The following is an 18,192-nucleotide window of genomic DNA, read 5'->3' as shown; positions in this document are numbered from 1 at the left end:
TGTCGACAACTCCGCTTTACTGGGAACGCACGAGATTGGGCCGAAACGACTTGACGGCGTCAAGCATTGCGGTCGCGTGGGTGTCGAGCCCATTGTCGCGCACCGCGACGGCGGCCGGCATGCCGCGCACCGGCCGCAGGCTGTCGTCGAGGCTCCACATCGACAGCCGCAGGTTGGCTGCGACGAAGGCCTGCGGCGCGATGCCGAGCTGCAGGGTCGGGCGCACGCCCAGCCGGCGCACCCGCACCCATTCGATGTCACGCCAGGTGAAGCGGCAGTTCCGGCCGAAGCCCAGCAGGATGCCGTCGTGGTCGATCGTGACCTGCGGCGCGCGGTTGCCGTAGCGGTTGAAGCCGAGCCAGGCGTAGAAGGCCATGGCGGCGGCGAGCAGCAGGTAGAAGGCGAACAGCGGATTGTCGGTGCCCTTGCCCTGCGGCGAGCCGCGCGACAGCAGCATCACGGCCACGACGACCATGGCGATCGCGACGACCGCCATGCCGAGATTGTGCGGGCGGCCCCAGCGGGCCTGCATCAAGCGCATTGCGCGCGGTGGCGCAGCAGATGATCGGCCAGCACGCACGCCATCATCGCCTCGGCCACCGGCGTGGCGCGGATGCCGACGCACGGGTCATGGCGGCCCTTGGTGCGCAGTTCGACCTCGTTGCCGAACCGGTCGACGCTGCGCACCGGATGAAGGATCGAGCTGGTCGGCTTCACCGCCAGCCGGCAGACGATGTCCTGGCCGGTCGAGATGCCGCCCAGGATGCCGCCGGCATGGTTGGCCAGGAACACCGGCTGGCCGTCCTGCATGCGCATCTCGTCGGCGTTCTCCTCGCCGCTCATCGCCGCGGTGGCGAAGCCGTCGCCGATCTCGACGCCCTTGACGGCGTTGATGCTCATCAGTCCCTTGGCGAGATCGGCATCGAGCTTGTCGTAGACCGGATCGCCCAGGCCGACCGGCACACCGGAGGCTATGACCTCGATCACCGCGCCGACCGAGCTGCCGCGCTTGCGCACGTCGTCGAGGTAGCCTTCCCAGCCCTGCGCCGCCTGGCGGTCGGGGCACCAGAAGGGATTGTCGCCGGTGGCGTCCCAGTCCCAATGGCCGCGATCGATCGTCTGGGTGCCCAGTTGCACGACGGCGCCGCGCACCTTGACGTTGTCGCCCAGGACCTTGCGGGCGATCGCGCCGGCGGCGACGCGCACCGCCGTCTCGCGCGCCGACTGCCGGCCGCCGCCGCGGTAGTCGCGCACGCCGTATTTCTTGAAGTAGGTGTAGTCGGCGTGGCTGGGGCGGAACTGGTCCTTGATCTCGCCGTAGTCGCGGCTGCGCTGGTCGACATTGTCGATGTGCAGCGCGATCGGCGTGCCGGTGGTGACGCCCTCGAACACGCCGGACAGGATCTTCACCGTGTCCGGCTCCTGCCGCTGGGTGACGAAGCGCGACTGCCCGGGGCGGCGCTTGTCCATCCAGACCTGGATGTCGGCCTCGCTCAGCGGCAGGCGCGGCGGTGCGCCGTCGACGATGCAGCCGATCGCAGGGCCGTGGCTTTCGCCCCAGCTGGTGAACTTGAAGAGGGTGCCGAAGCTGCTGCCGGCCATGAACCGGCCTCCGATCTACTCGCCTTCGAAGTTGCCGAGCAATTCGGCGATCTGCTTCGCGGACGAGGTCTTGACCATGCCGACGACGTGGTAGCCGGCATCGACGTGCATCACTTCACCGGTCACGCCGGTACCCATGTCGGACAGAAGGTAGAGGCCGGCATTGCCGACCTCCTTGGGCTCGACGTTGCGCTTGAGCGGCGAGTTGAGCTCGTTCCAGCGCAGGATGTAGCGGGCGTCGCCGATGCCGGAGAAGGCCAGCGTCTTGATCGGGCCGGCGGAGATGGCGTTGACCCGGATCTTCTGCTCGCCGAGGTCCATCGCGAGGTAGCGCACGCTCGCCTCGAGCGCCGCCTTGGCGACGCCCATGACGTTGTAGTGCGGGATCACCCGCTCGGCGCCGTAGTAGGTGAGGGTGAGCAGGCTGCCGCCGTCCTTCATCAGCGGCACGGCGCGCTGCGCCACCGCGGTGAAGGAGTAGCAGCTCACGTTCATGGTCAGCGCGAAGTTGTCGGGCGTGGTGTCGAGGTAGCGGCCTTTGAGCTGCGTCTTGTCGGAGAAGGCGATGGCGTGGACCAGGAAGTCCAGGCCGCCCCACTTCTTCTCGATCTCGGCGAAGGTGGCGTCGATGCTGGCGGCGTCGGTGACGTCGCAGGGCATGACGATCTCGCTGTCGACAGTCCTGGCCAGCGGCCGCACGCGTTTCTCCAGCGCATCGCCCTGGAAGGTGAAGGCGAGCTTGGCGCCGGCGTCGTGGCAGGCCTTGGAAATCGCCCAGGCGATCGAGCGCTCGTTGGCGACGCCCATGATCAGGCCCTTTTTTCCGGCCATGAGTTGTGCGGCAGAGGTCATGGGGTCGTTCTTAGCGGGGCAGCGCGTGCGGGACAAGATGGCGGTGGTGGAAGGCCTTCCTGCCCTGCATATTGTGGTCATGATCAAGCAAACAGCCGATCCGCTGGCGCTTTTCGCCGTCTGGTATGGGGAGGCGGAGAAGACCGAGCCGAACGATCCGTCGGCGCTGGCGCTCGCCACGGTCGGGCCGGACGGCATGCCGTCGCTGCGCATGGTGCTGCTGAAGGGCTTCGATGCCGAGGGCTTCGTCTTCTATACCAACTACGAAAGCCGCAAGGGCCTGCAACTGATCACGCATCCCAAGGCGGCGATGCTGTTCCACTGGAAGTCGCTGCGCCGGCAGGTGCGGCTCGAGGGGCCGGTCACGGAAACCTCGCCGGAGGAGGCCGACGCCTACTTCGCCACCCGGCAGCGCGGCAGCCAGATTGGCGCCTGGGCCTCGGACCAGTCGCGGCCGCTCGAGGGCCGGTTCGCGCTGGAGAGGAAGGTGGCCGAGTTCGGCACCCGCTACCTGGTGGGCAAGATACCACGGCCGCCGCACTGGTCGGGCTTCCGCCTGCAGCCCTCGCTGATCGAATTCTGGCAGGATCAACCGTTCCGGCTGCACGACCGTCTGGAGTACAGCCGCCCGTCGCCTGCCGAACCCTGGGCAACCCGCACGCTCTACCCCTGAGGCCCTCGATGGCTGCCGACACCGAGCGCCTGATGAAGGCAGCGACCGTCGCCTCGACGGGGGTGGCGGTGCTGATGGTCGCGGGCAAGACCGTGGCGTGGCTGCTGACCGGCTCGGTCAGCATGCTGTCGTCGCTGGTCGATTCGGCGCTCGATCTGGTGAGCTCGTTGATCACCTTCTTCGCCGTGCGCACGGCGCTGACGCCGGCCGACGCCGAGCACCGCTTCGGCCACGGCAAGGCCGAGGCACTGGCGGGACTTGCCCAGGCCGGCTTCATCACCGCGTCGGGCGGCGCGCTGCTGCTGACCGTGGCCGACCGGCTGCTGCGGCCGCAGCAGGTGCGCGAGGAGGAGATCGGCATCGCCATGAGCGCGGTGGCGCTTCTCATCACCATCGGGCTGGTCTCCTTCCAGACCTACGTGGCGCGGCGCACCAAGTCGATCGCCATCGCCGCCGACCGTGCGCACTACCTCACCGACCTCGTCAGCACCCTGGCGGCCGGCGCGGCGATCTACTTTTCGAGCCGGTTCGAGGAGCCGATGATCGACACCGTCGTCGCGGGCCTGGTGGCGCTCTATCTGATGCATGGCGCCTGGGGCGTGGCGCGCGGCTCGCTCGACGTGCTGATGGATCGCGAGCTGCCGCAGGCCGAGCGGCAGAAGGTGATCGACATCGCCAGGGCGCATCCCGAGGTGCGGGGCGTCCACGATTTGCGCACGCGCTCGTCGGGCCTCACCAAGTTCATCCAGCTCCATATCGAGCTCGACCCGACGCTGGGTTTCGTGCCGGCGCACGCGATCGGCGACCGCATCGAGGCGGAGATCGAGCGCGCCTTCCCCGAGGCCGAGGTCATCCTGCATGTCGATCCGCTCGGCGTCGCCGAGCGTCATCCCCGCGATCCCTCGTCATGAGCAAGCCGAGCTTCGTCGTCGAGGACCAGTCGGCCACCATCGCCGCGCTGGAAAAGCGCCTGGCGCCGGCCAAGCGAATCGACACCCACGGCGCCGTGGTCTTCCTGGCGGGCGACCGCGCCTACAAGCTGAAGCGGGCGGTGAAGTTCCCCTACATGGATTTCTCGACCGCCGAGCGGCGCCGCACCATGTGCGAGGCCGAGGTCTGTATCAACCGGCGGCTGGCGCCCGAGATCTATCTCGGCGTCGAGCCGGCGGGCGACGACGACTGGGTCGTGGTGATGCGCCGGTTCGACGAGGACGGGCTGCTCGACCGCATGGCCGAGCGCGGCCAGCTCACGCCGGCGCTGATGGCCGCCCTCGGCGCGCGCATCGCCCGCTATCACGACGGCCTGGCGCCGATCCGCGACGGTTTCGGCCGGCCCGACGACTATCGCCATTCGGTCGCGGCCGACATCCGCCAGATGCGCGAGCAGGGCGAGCGGCTCGATCCCGCGACCAGCGAGACGCTGGCGCAGAAGATGCCCGCCGCGCTGGAGCCGTACATCGACGTGGTGGCGCGGCGGGTCGAGGCGGGCGCGATCCGCCGCTGCCATGGCGACCTGCATCTGCGCAACATCGTGCTGATCGACGGCAAGCCGGTGCCGTTCGATGCAATAGAGTTCTCCGAGCGCATCGCCAACATCGACGTGCTCTATGACCTGTCGTTCGCATTGATGGATCTGTGCGAACGCAAGCTGCAGCCGCTCGCCAACCGGCTGCTCAACGAATGGATCTGGCGCATCGCCGAGCTGCCGTCCGCGCCGCATCACGAGGCGCTGGCGCTGCTGCCGATGTTCTTGTCGCGCCGTGCCTCGATCCGCGCCTTCGTCGACGCGCAGGCCGCTGCGGTGAGCAACGGCGACACGTCACGCGCCCGCGACTACCAGAAGGTGGCGCTGTCGTTCCTGCACCCTCTGCCGCCGCGCCTGACGGCGATCGGCGGCCTGTCGGGCAGCGGCAAGACCACGCGGGCACTCCAGCTCGCGCCCGAGATCGGCCGCGTGCCCGGCGCCGTCGTCGTGCGCAGCGACGTCGAGCGCAAGCGCCTCGCCGGCATCGCGCTGGAGGACCGCATGCCCGCCGGCAGCTACACGCCCGAAGCCTCGGCCAAGGTCTATGCCGCGATGCGCGAGCGCGCCGAGCAGGCACTCCGGGCGGGCCACAGCGTCGTGCTCGACGCCGTCTTCGACAAACCCGCCGAGCGCCACTCGGCCGAAGCGCTGGCGCAAAGGGTCGGCGTGCCGTTCGACGGCCTGTGGCTCGACGTGCCGAAGGAGGTGGCGCAGGCCCGCGTCGCCAAGCGCAAGGGCGATGCCTCGGATGCCACGGCCGCCGTCGTCGCGCGCCAGTTCGATCAAGACCCCGGTGAGATCACATGGCGCCGCAACTGAAACCGGTGCCCCTGCTGGAAGCGGGCGAGCTGCGCGTCGATCGTGCGCTCACGGTACGTGACGCTTGCCTCGGCTGGCTGCCGTTCGGCCATGTCCTCGCACGGCTCGGCGATCCGATCGTCAGGCGCTGGATGCGGCGCTGCACGCCCTATGCCGGCGAGATCGACGACATCGCGCGGGCCCTGAAGCAGCCCGGCACCTGGCTGCTGCACGGCGCCTACCTGTTCGGCTGCACTGCGCTCGCCGACGAGACCGCCGATTGCCCGCGCCTGCGCCGAACGCTCGACTGGCCGTTCCCCGGCCTTGGCCGTCTGGTCGAGATCATGCATCGGCACGGCGACGCGGGCGAATACCTGAACGTCACTTGGCCCGGCTTCGTCGGAGTCCTGACGGCCGTCGCGCCCGGACGGTTCGCCGCCGCGATCAACCAGGCGCCGATGCGCCGGCGCATGCCGTTTTACGCGATGCTGTGGCTGGACTATGCGCTCAATGCGCTGGCGGGCCTGCGCGCGCGCGCTCTGCCGCCGGAGCATCTGCTGCGGCAGGTCTTCGACACCTGCCGCTCGTTCGACGAGGCGCTTTTTCTGCTGGAGACGGCACCGGTCGCTCGGCCGGTCCTGTTCACGCTGGTCGGCTGCCGGCCGGGCGAGCGCCTGGTCATCGAACGCGGCGGTGCCGGGTCGCGCACCTATCGCGACGACACCGCGGTCGCCAACGCCTGGCAGGAGGACCGTCCGGGCTGGCGGCCGCGCTGCTGCGGCACCGGCACGCCGGTCGACAACAACCGCCGACGCCGCGCCGCGCTCGCCGCGTGGGCGGGCCGCGACGCCGACGACGAGGCTTGGGTGGCGCATCCGGTCCTGAACGAAACCACCCGAGTGTCGGTCGAGATGTCGCCGGCGACCGGCCGCCTCGTGGTCGCCGGCTGGGAACCCGACGGCAGCGGCAGCGCGGCGCGCGCGACCGCGGTGACGCGCTATGTCAGCGCTTAGTCGCGGCCGTATAGGTCACGCCGTAGGCCGGCGCGGCGGCAAAAACCTGCCCCGCCTCGTCGATCGAGCGGGCGTAGGCCTGCGGCGCCTGCGCGGGGTCGGCGGGATCGGCGATGCCGGCTTCGGCGATGAAGCGCTCGAGCCCGGCCGGCGCATAAAGGATCAGGACCTCGGCCGGCTCGGGGGCGAGCGCCTCGAAGCTGTAGTTGAGCCCCGGCTCGGCGTGCAGCAGGGCGCCCTTGCCGAGGACGACCGTCTCGCCCTCGAGCGAGAAGCGGAGCGCGCCGGCGATCACATAGAAGGCTTCAGCCTCCCGGCTGTGGCTGTGCTCGGCCGCACCGCCGCCGACCGCGACGGTCGAGTGCGACAGGGCGTATCGGTTGGCCGTCTCGGCGGCGTCGATGATCAGGGACTGGCGCTGGCCGCCGATCCAGTAGGTCCGGCGATCGGCAGCGTGGACGACGGTGAAGCGCGGGGCGGTGGTCATGTCGCGAGCATGGCGGGGCGCCGCTTCAGCGTCTTGGATGGAACTGACCGGTCAGTGCGCCGTCCAGGCCGACTGGTAGGCCTTCGGCGTGAAGCCGTAGGTGCGCACGAACTCCCGCGTCAGATGCGCCTGGTCGTAGAAGCCGGCGTCCAGCGCCGCCCCGGCAAGCGGCGCGCCCTCGCGCAGCCGGGCCTTGGCTTTCTGCAGCACGATGACGACATGGAAGTTGTGCAGGCCCGAGCCGGTGACGCGCTGGAAGGTGCGCGACAGGTGGCCGGCCGAGACGCCGCAAGCGCTCGCCACCTCTTCAGTGTCGCTGCGCAACGTGTCGCGCCCCGCCAGCTCGGCGATCGCCCGTGCCGCGAGCGGCTGATGGACGGACGGAAGACGATCGCGCGCGTCGTCGCTTCGGACCACGAAGTCCGAGGCGAAGGACCAGCCTTCGTCATCGACCGGCTCGAAGCGATGGATCGTGCCCGCGGGAATGACGACCGTCTCGCCAGCACAAACGTCACGCGCGCCATCCGGAAGCCTCAGCCGCGCTCGTCCGGCGAGCAGCCGTACGATCTCGTCGCCGGCGTGATAGTGCAGGCGGAAACGCCAGGGCGCGCGAGGGCCCGCGATGGTCTCGATGTCGCGATCGACGGCCAGCGAGGTCCGCAGGCCGGGCAAGGATCAGGCTCGCTTCTTGGCCGCCGCGCTGCGCGGCAGCATGCGGGCGAGGTACTGGCCGGTGTAGCTGTCCGGCACCTTCACGACCTCCTCGGGCGGTCCTTCGGCAACCATCCGGCCGCCGCCGGTGCCGCCGTCGGGGCCGAGATCGAGGATCCAGTCGGCGGTCTTGATGACCTCGAGATTGTGCTCGATCACCAGCACCGTGTTGCCGGTCTCGACCAGCCGATGCAGCACCTCGAGCAGCTTGCGCACGTCCTCGAAATGCAGGCCGGTGGTCGGCTCGTCGAGGATGTAGAGCGTGCGGCCGGTGGCGCGGCGCGACAGCTCCTTGGCGAGCTTGACGCGCTGGGCCTCGCCGCCCGACAAGGTCGTCGCCTGCTGGCCGATATGGATGTAGCCGAGACCGACCTGCTGCAGCGTCAGCAGCTTGTCGCGGATCACCGGCACGGCCTTGAAGAACTCGACGCCCTCGTCGACCGTCATGTCGAGCACATCGGCGATCGACTTGCCGCGGAAGTGGATATCGAGCGTCTCGCGATTGTAGCGCTTGCCCTTGCAGACGTCGCACTGGACGTAGACGTCCGGCAGGAAGTGCATCTCGATCTTCATCACGCCGTCGCCCTGGCAGGCCTCGCAGCGTCCGCCCTTGACGTTGAACGAGAAACGGCCGGGCTTGTAGCCGCGCTCGGTCGATTCCGGGAGCTGGGAGAACCAGTCGCGGATCGGCGAGAAGGCGCCGGTGTAGGTCGCCGGGTTGGAGCGCGGCGTGCGGCCGATCGGCGACTGGTCGATGTCGACGATCTTGTCGAGATGGCCGACGCCGTCGAGGCCGGAATGCTCGCCGGCATGCTCGCGCGCGCCGTTCAGCTTCTTGGCCAGGGCCTTGTAGAGCGTCTCGACGATCAGCGTGCTCTTGCCGCTGCCCGACACGCCGGTGACGCAGGTGAAGGTGCCGAGCGGGATGCTCGCGGTGACGTTCTGCAGGTTGTTGGCCTTGGCGCCCTTGACCGTCAGCCAGCGGTTGCCGGTGTTCTTGGGCTCGCGGCGGTTCTTCGGGATCGGGATCTGGCGGAAGCCCGACAGGTACTGGCCGGTCAGGCTGGCGCTGTTCTGCATCACCTCCTCGGGCGTGCCCTCGGCGATCACCGTGCCGCCATGCGCGCCGGCACCGGGGCCCATGTCGACCAGATGGTCGGCGGCGCGGATCGCATCCTCGTCATGCTCGACCACCAGCACGGTGTTGCCGAGGTCGCGCAGGCGGGTGAGCGTCTTCAAGAGGCGATCGTTGTCGCGCTGGTGCAGGCCGATCGACGGCTCGTCGAGCACGTACAGCACGCCCGTGAGCCCGGAGCCGATCTGCGACGCCAGCCGGATGCGCTGGCTCTCGCCGCCGGACAGCGTGCCGGAGGTGCGGTTCAGCGTCAGGTAGCTGAGGCCGACATTATCGAGGAAGCCCAGCCGCTCGTTGATCTCCTTGAGGATGCGGGCGGCGATCTCGCGCTGCTTGGGCGTCAGCTTGGGATCGAGCTCGAGGAACCACTTCACCGCGTCGCCGATCGAGAACTCGGTGGTCTGGCTGATGTTGAGGCCGGCGATCTTGACCGCCAGCGCCTCGGGCTTGAGGCGCGCGCCGTTGCAGGTCTCGCACTTGGCCTCGTGCTGGAAGCGCTCGAGGTCCTCGCGCACCCACGACGAATCGGTTTCCTTCCAGCGGCGGTCGAGGTTGGGGATCACGCCCTCGAACGGCTTGGTCGTCTGGTACTGCCGGATGCCGTCGTCGTAGCGCATGGCGATCGATTCGCCGTTGCTGCCGTTCAGGATGACGTCGCGGACCTTCTTCGGAAGATCCTTCCACGGCACCGACATCTTGACCTTGAAGTGCTTGGCGATGCTCTCGAGCGTCTGCAGGTAGTACTGGCCCGAGCTGTCGGCCCACGGTGCGACCGCGCCCTCGGCGAGCGACAGGCGGTCGTCCGGCACCACCATCTCGGGATCGAAGAACATCTTCACGCCGAGGCCGTCGCAGGCCGGGCAGGCGCCCTGCGGCGCGTTGAAGGAGAAGAGGCGCGGCTCGATCTCCTCGATGGTGAAGCCGGAGACCGGGCAGGCGAAGCGCGAGGAGAAGACGGTGCGCTCGCCGGTGTCGGCGTTCTCCGCCACCGCGAGGCCCTCGGCGAGGTTGAGCGCGGTCTCGATCGAATCGGCGAGGCGATTGCCGAGGTCCGGCTTCACGACGATGCGGTCGACGACCACATCGATGTCGTGCTTGTACTTCTTGTCGAGCGCCGGAGCCTCGGTGATCTCATGAAGCTTGCCGTCGATCTTGACCCGCTGGAAGCCCTTCTTCCGCAGCTCCTGCAGCTCCTTGCGGTACTCGCCCTTCCGGCCGCGCACGATCGGCGCCATCAGGTAGAGGCGCGTGCCCTCGGCCATCGCCTTCACCCGGTCGACCATCTGGGAGACGGTCTGGCTCTCGATCGGCAGGCCGGTCGCCGGCGAGTAGGGAATGCCGACGCGCGCGAACAAGAGGCGCAGATAGTCGTAGATCTCGGTGACCGTGCCGACCGTCGAGCGCGGATTGCGCGAGGTCGTCTTCTGCTCGATCGAGATCGCCGGCGACAGGCCCTCGATCGAATCGACGTCGGGCTTCTGCATCAGCTCGAGGAACTGGCGGGCGTAGGCCGACAGGCTCTCGACGTAGCGCCGCTGGCCCTCGGCGTAGACCGTGTCGAAGGCGAGCGACGACTTGCCCGAGCCCGAGAGGCCGGTGATCACCACCAGCCGGTCGCGCGGCAGGTCGAGGTCGACGTTCTTCAGATTGTGCTCGCGCGCCCCGCGAATCGAGATGAAGCGGTGCGGCTCGGCAGCGGCGGGTAAGCGGGATGACTTGGCCATGTCCGGTGAGAATAGCGCGCGGCGGGGGAGCCGCGCATGTGGCTATCCACAGCGGAAATTTCCACCCTACCTGTCAGGAATTGTCACTCGGCTGGGGCTTCCATGGCCAGCACCCGCTCGGTCGGCCTGTCGTTCATCAGCAATTGCAGGGTGCCCGCGATCAGGCCGATCAGGACGCCGATCTTCCAGGCGAGGTCGTAGGAGCCCATCAGGTCGAACAGGTAGCCGCCGCCCCAGGCGCCGAGGAACGAGCCCGCCTGGTGGCTGAGAAAGGCGATGCCGGTCAGGGTCGACAGGAAGCGCAGGCCGAAGATCTGGACCACCAGCCCGTTGACCAGCGGGATGACGCCCAGCCACAGCGTGCCCATGGCGGCGCCGAACAGCACCACTGTGACCGGCGTCGGCGGGTACATGAAGAAGGCGGCGATGGTCGCCGAGCGCATCAAATAGAGGCCGCCCAGCAGCAGGCGCTTGGGATAGCGGTCGCCCAGCCAGCCGAACAGCCAGGAGCTCAGGATGTTGAAGCCGCCGATCAGCATCAGCACGGTGGCGCTGTAGCTCGCATCCATGCCGCACTGCGCGAGGTAGGTCGGCAGGTGGGTGGTCAGGAAGACGAGTTGCAGGCCGCAGACGAAGAAGGCCATCGACATCACGATGTAGCCCTTGTGCCGCCGCGCCTCGTCGAGGGCGTCGAGGATGGTGAGGTTGCGGTCGGCGACGCGGCTGTTGGGCAGGCGGTCGGCTTTGCTGCCGACGAAGGCGGCCGGCAGCATGGCCAGCGCGATGACCACGAAGGCCCACAGGCCGGCGCGCCAGCCCTCGGTGTTGAGGAAGTGCGCCGCGATCGGCGCGGTGATCATGGTGCCGATCGAGCCGGCGGCAGAGACGAGCCCGAAAGCGAGGGTGCGGCGGTGCGGCGCCACCACGCGGGCGGCGATGTTGGCGGTGATGCCGGAGCTGGTGCAGGCCAGCGCCACGCCGATCATCACGCCGGCACCGATCACGATCGGCAACTGGCTGGTCGCCGTCGCGGTCAGGATCACGCCGACGATGTAAATGAGGCTGCCGATCAGGGTCACCCATCGCGTGCCGTACTTGTCGGCGATGGCGCCGACGAACGGCTGGCTGACGCCCCACGCCACCTGCTGCACCGAGACGGCGAGGGCGAAGTCGGAGATGGCGATGCCGAGATCGTGCGAGGCCGGCGCCTGGAACAGGCCGAGGTTCTGCCGCACACCCATGGCGATGGTCATCATCAGCGCGGCGCCGCCCAGCATGGCGTAGGCTTGGCCGCGCGAAACCTGCGGAACGTGGAACGCGTCCTTCATGGCGCGGAGCTTACGGTGCGCGTCGGTGCGGACCAATGAATTCGCAGAGGGGCGGTATGAGCCAAAGGAGGGGCAGGTGAAGGGTGGAAACAAACGAATCTGGTACCAGAGCTTCGTCCATCCGGTGCAGCAGGCGCCGTACATGAAGCGGCTGCAGGCGATGCTCGATTCGCTCGCCTCGCCCGGCATCCGTTTCGAGGTGCAGGGCCTCGATCCGCCCGACCATGCCTTCCATACGCTGAGCGAGTTCCGCTGCGCCGCGCAGGTGATCCGCAACGCCGTGCGCGCCGAGACGGAAGGCTACGACGCCTTCGTGATGGGGCACTTCCAGGAACCCGGGCTGCTCGAGCTGCGCTCGGCCGTCGACATCCCGGTGGTGAGCCTGGGCGAGGCGAACATGCTGGCGGCGCTGAGCCTTGGCCATCGCTTCGGCCTGGTGACGGTCGACCCGGTCTTCCTGCCGTGGCACGAGCGGCAGGTGCGGGCGGCCGGCTTTGCCGAGCGCTGTGCAGGCGTCAAGGCGATCGCCGTGAACGTCGCGGGCTTCATGAAGGCCTTCACCGACAGGAAGGCCTACGCCGCCGTACGCGCCCAGTTCGAGAAGCAGGTGAAGCCGCTGGTCGAGCAGGGCGCCGAGGTGATCATTCCCGCCGGCGGCCTGCCGATGATGCTGTTCGCCAACGAGCGGCCGTTCCTGATCGACGGCGCGCCGGTGCTGCCGGGCATCGCCGTGGTTGCCAAGGCAGCCGAGATGGCGCTGGCACTGAAGGACATCGGCGGCGTTTCGATCAGCCGCCGCGGCACCTATGCCAAGGCGCCACAGGCCTCGATCGACGAGTTCGTGGCGAGGTTCAGGTGATCCGCTTCCTCATCGCCGCCACGGCGGAGCCCGGGCTGGTGAGGACCGGCACGTCCGGCAGCCGCTCGCGCAGCCGGCTGGCGGCGGGCGCCATCGAGAACTGGGCGAGCACGATCGCGCGGCAATGGGCTAACGCGCCCGCGGCCTGGGCGACGAGCGCGTCGTGATGGTCGCGCTTGCCGGCCAGCAGGGCCGCCATCGCGCCCGGCACGAACACGCTTTCCAGCGTCATCTTGGCGCCGGCCTTGGCGGCATCGGCCTCGAACTCGGCGGCCATGCTGGCGATCGACGGCTCGAAGGTCGCCAGCATGCCGATCCTGCCGCCGATCGCGACGGCTTCGGCCAACATCGCCTCGTTGGGCTTGAGCACGGGAACGGGGACGGCCCGGGCGACCCGCTCGATGGCCGGGCCGAAGGCCGAGCAGGTGAACAGGATGCCGTCGGCACCGATCGCCGCGGAATAGGCGCCCAGCGCATCGAAGCGACCGTAGATCGCATCGGTCAGCTCGGGTGTCAGGGCGCGGTCGCGGCTGAGCGAGTCGTCGAGCAGGTTCACCAGGTCCGGCTCGGGCCAGGCTTCGGCGAAGGCCGCGCAGATCGGGTCGACGGCGGCAGGGGTGGCGTGGATCAGGACAATGCGGGCCATGGCCGACGATAACATGCGGGCACGGCCTCTCCATTGCTTCACATCGGGTTCAATCATAATGTTACGGCCGTAACAATAGATCCAATACCATGTCCGCGCCGCTCTGGCTCCTCCTCACGTACAAGGTCCCGCCTGAACCGGCGCGCCTGCGCATCGCGCTGTGGCGCAAGATCAAGGCATTGGGGGCCGTCTACCTTCAGAACGGCATTTGTGTCCTGCCCCGGACGGACGAGCACTTGCGCCGGCTCAAGGTCATGGAGAACGAGATCGCCCGCATGGGCGGGGAGGCGGTTCTGCTCGAAACGGTTCCGCTCGACCGCACGCAACAACGAAAGGTGTTGGACCGGTTCAACGCCGACCGCAACGAAGCCTACCAGGAGTTCATCGAGCGCTGCGAAGGCTTCGAGGCCGAGATCGCGCGAGAGACCGCAGCCGGCAAGCTCACCTTCGCCGAGCTGGAGGAGAACGACGAGGATCTGAAGAAGCTCCGCACGTGGTTCGACAAGATCAGGAAGTTGGACTTTCACGGTGCGTCACAGGCCGAAGAAGCCGCCAAGCGCCTGGCCGATTGCAACGAACTGCTCGATCGGTTTGCACGCCAGGTCTTCGAGGCGCAGGAAGAGAACCGCACGCCGGCAATGCGCCGGGCGCAACGCACCAAGCAGGGCAAATAGGGCCATGAGGCGCTGGTATTGGATGCTGGGCTTGGTGATCGTCCTGCTCGCGGCCGGCGGGGCGCTCGAATTCTTCGGGACCGGAGCCGGTCGCGAGGCTGACCGGCCGAGCGCTCGACTTCGGCCGGCTTCGAGCGCCAATGGCGGGTCCGCGCTGACGCTCGATGCGAATGCGCAGCGCGCCGGCGGCCTCGAAACGCGGGAGCTTTCGCGGGTTCACTACCGCCAGCAGGTGCGGGCATACGGTACGGTGCTCGACCTCGAAGCCCTGACCAATCTCAGCAACAGCTATGTTGCGGCCCTGTCGGCACGGCGCATCGCCCAGGCTCGGCTGGCGGCCTCCCGGCCGGCGTTCGAGCGGGCCGAGGCGCTGCACAAGGTCCAGGGAGCGTCGGTCGCGCAGGCGCAGTCCGCCGAGGCGACGCTTCGTTCCGATGAAGCCAGCCTCGCCTCGGCGGAGTCGCAACTCGATACGCTGGCCACCACGGCGCAACAGGCGTGGGGGCCGGCGCTTGCGCGCGGCTTGATCGACCGGACGCCGGTGTTCGTCAGGCTGATCGAGCGCCGCGAGATGCTGGTCCAGGCAACGCCGCCCCCAGGGGTCGTTGTTGCCGGTCAATCGCGGGATGCCTTCGCGGAACTCGCCGACGGCGCGCGTGCTCCACTTGCGTTCGTCTCCCTCGCGACGAAGACCGATCCGCGCATCCAGGGTCTGAGCTTCTTCTTTTCGGCAAGCGCGGAAACGCGGCTGCTTCCCGGCATGAGCGTGATCGTGTTCATTCCGTCCGACGCCGTGATCGATGGCGTCGTCGTTCCGACCGATTCGATCGTGTGGTGGCAGGGGCGATCCTGGATCTACCTCAAGACGGGACCTGACCGCTTCATGCGCCGCGAGATCGCCATCGACGTTCCCACGCCGGACGGCGGCTACCTGGTCGAGAAGCTCGACGATGGCGCCGAAGTGGTGACCCGGGGGGCGCAGATGCTCCTGTCAGAGGAGCAGAAGACACCCCTACCCCCGGACAACGACTGATGGGCGGCGGCCCGCAGGCAGCCCTGATCGGCTTTGCAATCCGCTTCCGCGGTGTCGTCATCGCGCTCGTGGCCATGGTGTTCGGCTACGGCGTCTATTCTCTCGCGCAGGCGCGCTACGACGTCTTTCCGGAGTTCGCGCCGCCCCAGATCACCATCCAGACCGAAGCGGTCGGGCTCGCGCCCGAGCAGGTCGAGGTTCTGGTCACGCAAGCGATCGAGAATTCCCTCAACGGCATGCCAGGCCTGAAAAGCTTGCGGTCGATCTCGATTCAAGGCCTCTCCGCTATCACCGGCACGTTCGATCCGTCGAGCGACGTCTATCGCGCTCGACAAATGGTGACCGAGCGGCTCGCCGCGCTGGAAACCCGGCTTCCAAGCGGAATCGGGGCGCCAACGATGACGCCGCTCACCTCGTCGACCAGCCTGGTCCTGGTCGCAGGTCTCACATCGAACGAGCGCTCGCTGATGGAACTTCGGACGCTGGCCGACTGGACGATCCGGCCGCGACTCCTGGCGGTTCCCGGCGTCGGCAAGGTCGACGTCTTCGGCGGTGAGGTCAAATCGCTGCAAATCCAGGTGCGGCCCGACGACCTGACCCGGTTCGGGATCGGCCTGGATGAGGTTCTGAGCGCAGCGCGGCGTGCCACCGGAGTCCGGGGTGCCGGCTTCATCGACGGCGCGAACCAACGGATCGTCCTGCAAAGCGAAGGACAATCGATCACGCCGGAAGCCCTCGGACGAACCGTCCTGGTGAATCACGGCGGGGCAAGTGTTCTGCTTTCGAACGTGGCGACCGTCGTGAATGCGCCGCAGCCGGTCGTGGGAGCCGCCGCGATCGATGGACAAAGCGGCGTCGTGCTGAATATCCATGCCCAGTTCGGCGCGAATACCCTCGAGGTCACGCGCCTCCTCGAGAAGGCCTTCGACGATCTGCGTCCCGGTCTGACGCAATCGGGCGTCGTGCTCCGCGACGATCTGTTCCGGCCCGCCGATTTCATTCGGACCGCAACAGAGAACGTCTGGTCTTCGCTGCTGATCGGCGCGGCCCTGGTCGTCATCGTCCTCTTTCTCTTCCTGTTCGACGCCCGGACCGCCGTGATCTCCTGCCTGGCGATCCCGCTGTCGCTGCTCGCCGCGGTCCTCGTCCTCCAGCGTCTTGGTCTTGCCCTGAATACGATGGTGTTGGGCGGGCTCGCGATCGCTGTGGGTGTGGTGGTCGACGATGCCGTGGTGGACATCGAGAACATCGCGCGACGGCTGCGCGAGAATGCCCGGCTCCCGATGCCGCGTCCCGGCGCGCGGGTGGTGATGGAGGCCTGCCTGGAGGTTCGTGCCGCCGTGGTCTACGCCACGTTCGCGGTTGTTCTCGTCGTCTTCCCGATCGTGATGCTGTCGGGCGTCGCCGGGCGGCTCTTCGCACCTCTGGGAATCGCCTACGCGCTCGCGGTCATCGCGTCGTTGCTGGTGACATTGACCGCCATACCGGCGCTCGCGATGACCTTTCTCGGCGCCCGTCCTGTCGGACCCGGGCAGCCCCCGCTCGTCGCATGGCTCAAGCGGCGATACGAGCGTCTGCTGCACCATGTCGTGACGCGCTCGCGTCTGGCGATCGTAGCCACTGTGCTTGGTACCTTGCTGGGGTTTGGTTTGGTGCCGCTTCTGGGACAGAGCTTCATACCGCAACTCAACGAAGGACATTTCATCGTCCACATGACAGCTCTGCCGGGCACGTCCGCGGCTGAATCACTGAGGCTGGGCGGGCTCGTGACCAAGGCCCTGCAGACGGTGCCCGCCGTCCGTTCCGTCGCCCAGCGCGTGGGCCGCTCGCAATTGTCTGAAGATACCTCCGGTCCGCACTACAGCGAATTCGCAGTGAGCCTTCATCACCTCAGCGGCGAGGCGGAGGCGGCCGAAGGGCAGATCCGCAAGGCGGTGGAGACCATTCCCGGCGCCAACTTCGCAATCTTCACGTTCCTGTCCGAGCGCATGGACGAGGTCCTGTCCGGATACACGGCGCCGGTCGTGGTCAACATTTTCGGCGACGATCTCGATCTCCTCGATCGAAAGGCGCAGGAGGCCGCCGATGTCCTGCGGCAGGTCCGCGGCGCTGCGGATGTGCAAATCCAGTCACCGCCGGGTCTGCCCAAGCTGGTCATCAAGCTTCGACCGCTCGACGTCGAGCACTGGGGCTTCGATTCTGTCGACGTTCTCGATGCGATCCGGACGGCCTTCGGCGGCGAGACGGTGGGGCAGGTCTACGAGGGCAACAGGGTCTTTCCGGTCATCGTCATCGTCGACCCGGCGAGCCGAGCGAGTATTGCCCGCGTGGGTGACCTTCCGCTCCGGAGCCGGAGCGGGACCTATGTTCCGTTGCGGCAGCTCGCCGATATTTATCACGACAGCGGTCGCTATCAGGTCGCGCACCAGGCGGCGCAGAGACTCCAGACGATCACCGCGAATGTCACGGGGCGCGACGTGATCTCGTTCGCCCGAGAGGCCAAGGCGCGGCTCGGCGCCAAGCTGGCCCTGCCGGCAGGCTTCTATGTCGCCCTCGGAGGGCAGGCCGAGGCGCAGGCGCGGTCGCAGCGCGACCTGCTCGTCAATTCGATCATCGCCGGCGCCGGGATCGTGCTCCTGCTGTCGATCGTGACACGTCGGATGCAAAATCTCGCGCTGGTGCTCGCCAATTCGCCTTTTGCCCTGGTCGGCGGGGTTCTTGCCGTCCTTGCCTCCGGGGGCACGCTCTCGCTGGGATCGATGGTGGGGTTCGTTGCCCTGTTCGGCCTCACGCTGCGCAACTCGATCCTCATGATCGCCCACTACCAGCATCTGGTCGCCACGGAAGGACGGACGTGGGACTTCGGGACCGCGATCGAGGGGGCCGCGGACCGGCTTGCCCCGATCCTCATGACGTCGCTGGTGACCGCCCTCGGCGTGCTGCCGCTTGCGATCGGCATGAGCGAGCCGGGGCGGGAGATCGAGGGACCGATGGCCCTCGTCATGCTGGGCGGCCTGGTGAGCTCGACAGCGCTCAATCTGCTCCTGCTTCCGGCGCTCGCGCTGCGCTATGGCCGATTCGAGGCGCCGGACCTCGAGATCGAGCCCGGTCGGGAGCTCGCATCCTGAGGGC

16 protein-coding genes are annotated in these 18,192 nt (G+C 68.1%); 8 read left to right on the top strand and 8 right to left on the bottom strand.

Features of this window, described 5'->3' with window-relative positions:
• Window positions 1–16: 16 nt before the first annotated feature.
• From J0J01_RS19275 to fabI, 3 genes are read right to left on the bottom strand one after another with little or no spacing between them, the layout of a single operon-like run.
• Window positions 17–541 carry a hypothetical protein gene (locus J0J01_RS19275; protein WP_296383529.1) on the bottom strand — a complete coding sequence of 175 codons (525 nt, stop codon included), beginning with the start codon at window positions 539–541 and terminating at the stop codon, window positions 17–19.
• Window positions 532–1,602, bottom strand: a complete 1,071-nt coding sequence (aroC, locus tag J0J01_RS19270; protein WP_296383528.1) for a chorismate synthase — start codon at window positions 1,600–1,602, stop codon at window positions 532–534. The genes J0J01_RS19275 and aroC overlap by 10 nt, the downstream gene beginning before the upstream one ends.
• A 15-nt stretch (window positions 1,603–1,617) precedes the next feature.
• On the bottom strand, window positions 1,618–2,454 hold the full coding sequence (gene fabI / locus J0J01_RS19265; RefSeq protein ID WP_296383525.1) for an enoyl-ACP reductase FabI: 837 nt from the start codon (window positions 2,452–2,454) through the stop codon (window positions 1,618–1,620).
• Between the two features lie 79 nt (window positions 2,455–2,533).
• On the opposite strand from fabI, the gene pdxH reads away from it, so the two are divergent.
• From pdxH to J0J01_RS19245, 4 genes are read left to right on the top strand one after another with little or no spacing between them, the layout of a single operon-like run.
• Window positions 2,534–3,127, top strand: a complete 594-nt coding sequence (pdxH, locus tag J0J01_RS19260; RefSeq protein ID WP_296383523.1) for a pyridoxamine 5'-phosphate oxidase — start codon at window positions 2,534–2,536, stop codon at window positions 3,125–3,127.
• Between the two features lie 8 nt (window positions 3,128–3,135).
• Window positions 3,136–4,038, top strand: coding sequence for a cation diffusion facilitator family transporter (locus J0J01_RS19255; protein ID WP_296383522.1), 903 nt, complete (start codon window positions 3,136–3,138; stop codon window positions 4,036–4,038).
• The gene (locus tag J0J01_RS19250; RefSeq protein ID WP_296383520.1) at window positions 4,035–5,471 is read left to right on the top strand and encodes a bifunctional aminoglycoside phosphotransferase/ATP-binding protein; all 1,437 of its coding nucleotides are present in this window, start codon (window positions 4,035–4,037) and stop codon (window positions 5,469–5,471) included. Before J0J01_RS19255 ends, J0J01_RS19250 begins: the two co-directional genes overlap by 4 nt.
• Window positions 5,456–6,463 carry a hypothetical protein gene (locus J0J01_RS19245; protein WP_296383518.1) on the top strand — a complete coding sequence of 336 codons (1,008 nt, stop codon included), beginning with the start codon at window positions 5,456–5,458 and terminating at the stop codon, window positions 6,461–6,463. Before J0J01_RS19250 ends, J0J01_RS19245 begins: the two co-directional genes overlap by 16 nt.
• On the opposite strand, the gene J0J01_RS19240 is transcribed toward J0J01_RS19245, so the two are convergent.
• The 4 genes from J0J01_RS19240 to J0J01_RS19225 form a co-directional block, all read right to left on the bottom strand.
• Window positions 6,453–6,950 carry a cupin domain-containing protein gene (locus tag J0J01_RS19240; protein WP_296383516.1) on the bottom strand — a complete coding sequence of 166 codons (498 nt, stop codon included), beginning with the start codon at window positions 6,948–6,950 and terminating at the stop codon, window positions 6,453–6,455. The two genes, J0J01_RS19245 and J0J01_RS19240, sit on opposite strands and share 11 nt — an antisense overlap.
• Before the next feature lie 51 nt (window positions 6,951–7,001).
• Entirely contained in the window at window positions 7,002–7,622 is a 621-nt protein-coding gene (locus tag J0J01_RS19235) for a helix-turn-helix domain-containing protein (protein ID WP_296383514.1), read from the bottom strand.
• Window positions 7,623–7,625: 3 nt separating this feature from the next.
• On the bottom strand, window positions 7,626–10,520 hold the full coding sequence (uvrA, locus tag J0J01_RS19230; RefSeq protein WP_296383512.1) for an excinuclease ABC subunit UvrA: 2,895 nt from the start codon (window positions 10,518–10,520) through the stop codon (window positions 7,626–7,628).
• Between the two features lie 83 nt (window positions 10,521–10,603).
• Window positions 10,604–11,848 carry an MFS transporter gene (locus J0J01_RS19225; protein ID WP_296383511.1) on the bottom strand — a complete coding sequence of 415 codons (1,245 nt, stop codon included), beginning with the start codon at window positions 11,846–11,848 and terminating at the stop codon, window positions 10,604–10,606.
• A 76-nt stretch (window positions 11,849–11,924) separates the two neighbouring features.
• On the opposite strand from J0J01_RS19225, the gene J0J01_RS19220 reads away from it, so the two are divergent.
• Window positions 11,925–12,707, top strand: coding sequence for an aspartate/glutamate racemase family protein (locus J0J01_RS19220; protein ID WP_296383509.1), 783 nt, complete (start codon window positions 11,925–11,927; stop codon window positions 12,705–12,707).
• On the opposite strand, the gene J0J01_RS19215 is transcribed toward J0J01_RS19220, so the two are convergent.
• Window positions 12,700–13,353 (bottom strand): aspartate/glutamate racemase family protein, encoded by a 654-nt coding sequence (locus J0J01_RS19215; protein WP_296383507.1) that lies wholly within the window; start codon window positions 13,351–13,353, stop codon window positions 12,700–12,702. The two genes, J0J01_RS19220 and J0J01_RS19215, sit on opposite strands and share 8 nt — an antisense overlap.
• A gap of 89 nt (window positions 13,354–13,442) precedes the next feature.
• Between J0J01_RS19215 and J0J01_RS19210 the strand changes: the two genes are divergently transcribed.
• From J0J01_RS19210 to J0J01_RS19200, 3 genes are read left to right on the top strand one after another with little or no spacing between them, the layout of a single operon-like run.
• Window positions 13,443–14,027, top strand: a complete 585-nt coding sequence (locus J0J01_RS19210) for a Chromate resistance protein ChrB (RefSeq protein ID WP_296383505.1) — start codon at window positions 13,443–13,445, stop codon at window positions 14,025–14,027.
• A gap of 31 nt (window positions 14,028–14,058) precedes the next feature.
• Window positions 14,059–15,060 (top strand): efflux RND transporter periplasmic adaptor subunit, encoded by a 1,002-nt coding sequence (locus J0J01_RS19205; RefSeq protein ID WP_296383503.1) that lies wholly within the window; start codon window positions 14,059–14,061, stop codon window positions 15,058–15,060.
• The gene (locus tag J0J01_RS19200) at window positions 15,060–18,188 is read left to right on the top strand and encodes an efflux RND transporter permease subunit (RefSeq protein ID WP_296383501.1); all 3,129 of its coding nucleotides are present in this window, start codon (window positions 15,060–15,062) and stop codon (window positions 18,186–18,188) included. Before J0J01_RS19205 ends, J0J01_RS19200 begins: the two co-directional genes overlap by 1 nt.
• Window positions 18,189–18,192 lie beyond the last annotated feature (4 nt).

Source organism: Reyranella sp., from assembly GCF_017305915.1.
Taxonomy (GTDB): domain Bacteria; phylum Pseudomonadota; class Alphaproteobacteria; order Reyranellales; family Reyranellaceae; genus Reyranella.
This window is presented reverse-complemented; position numbering and strand designations above follow the sequence as displayed.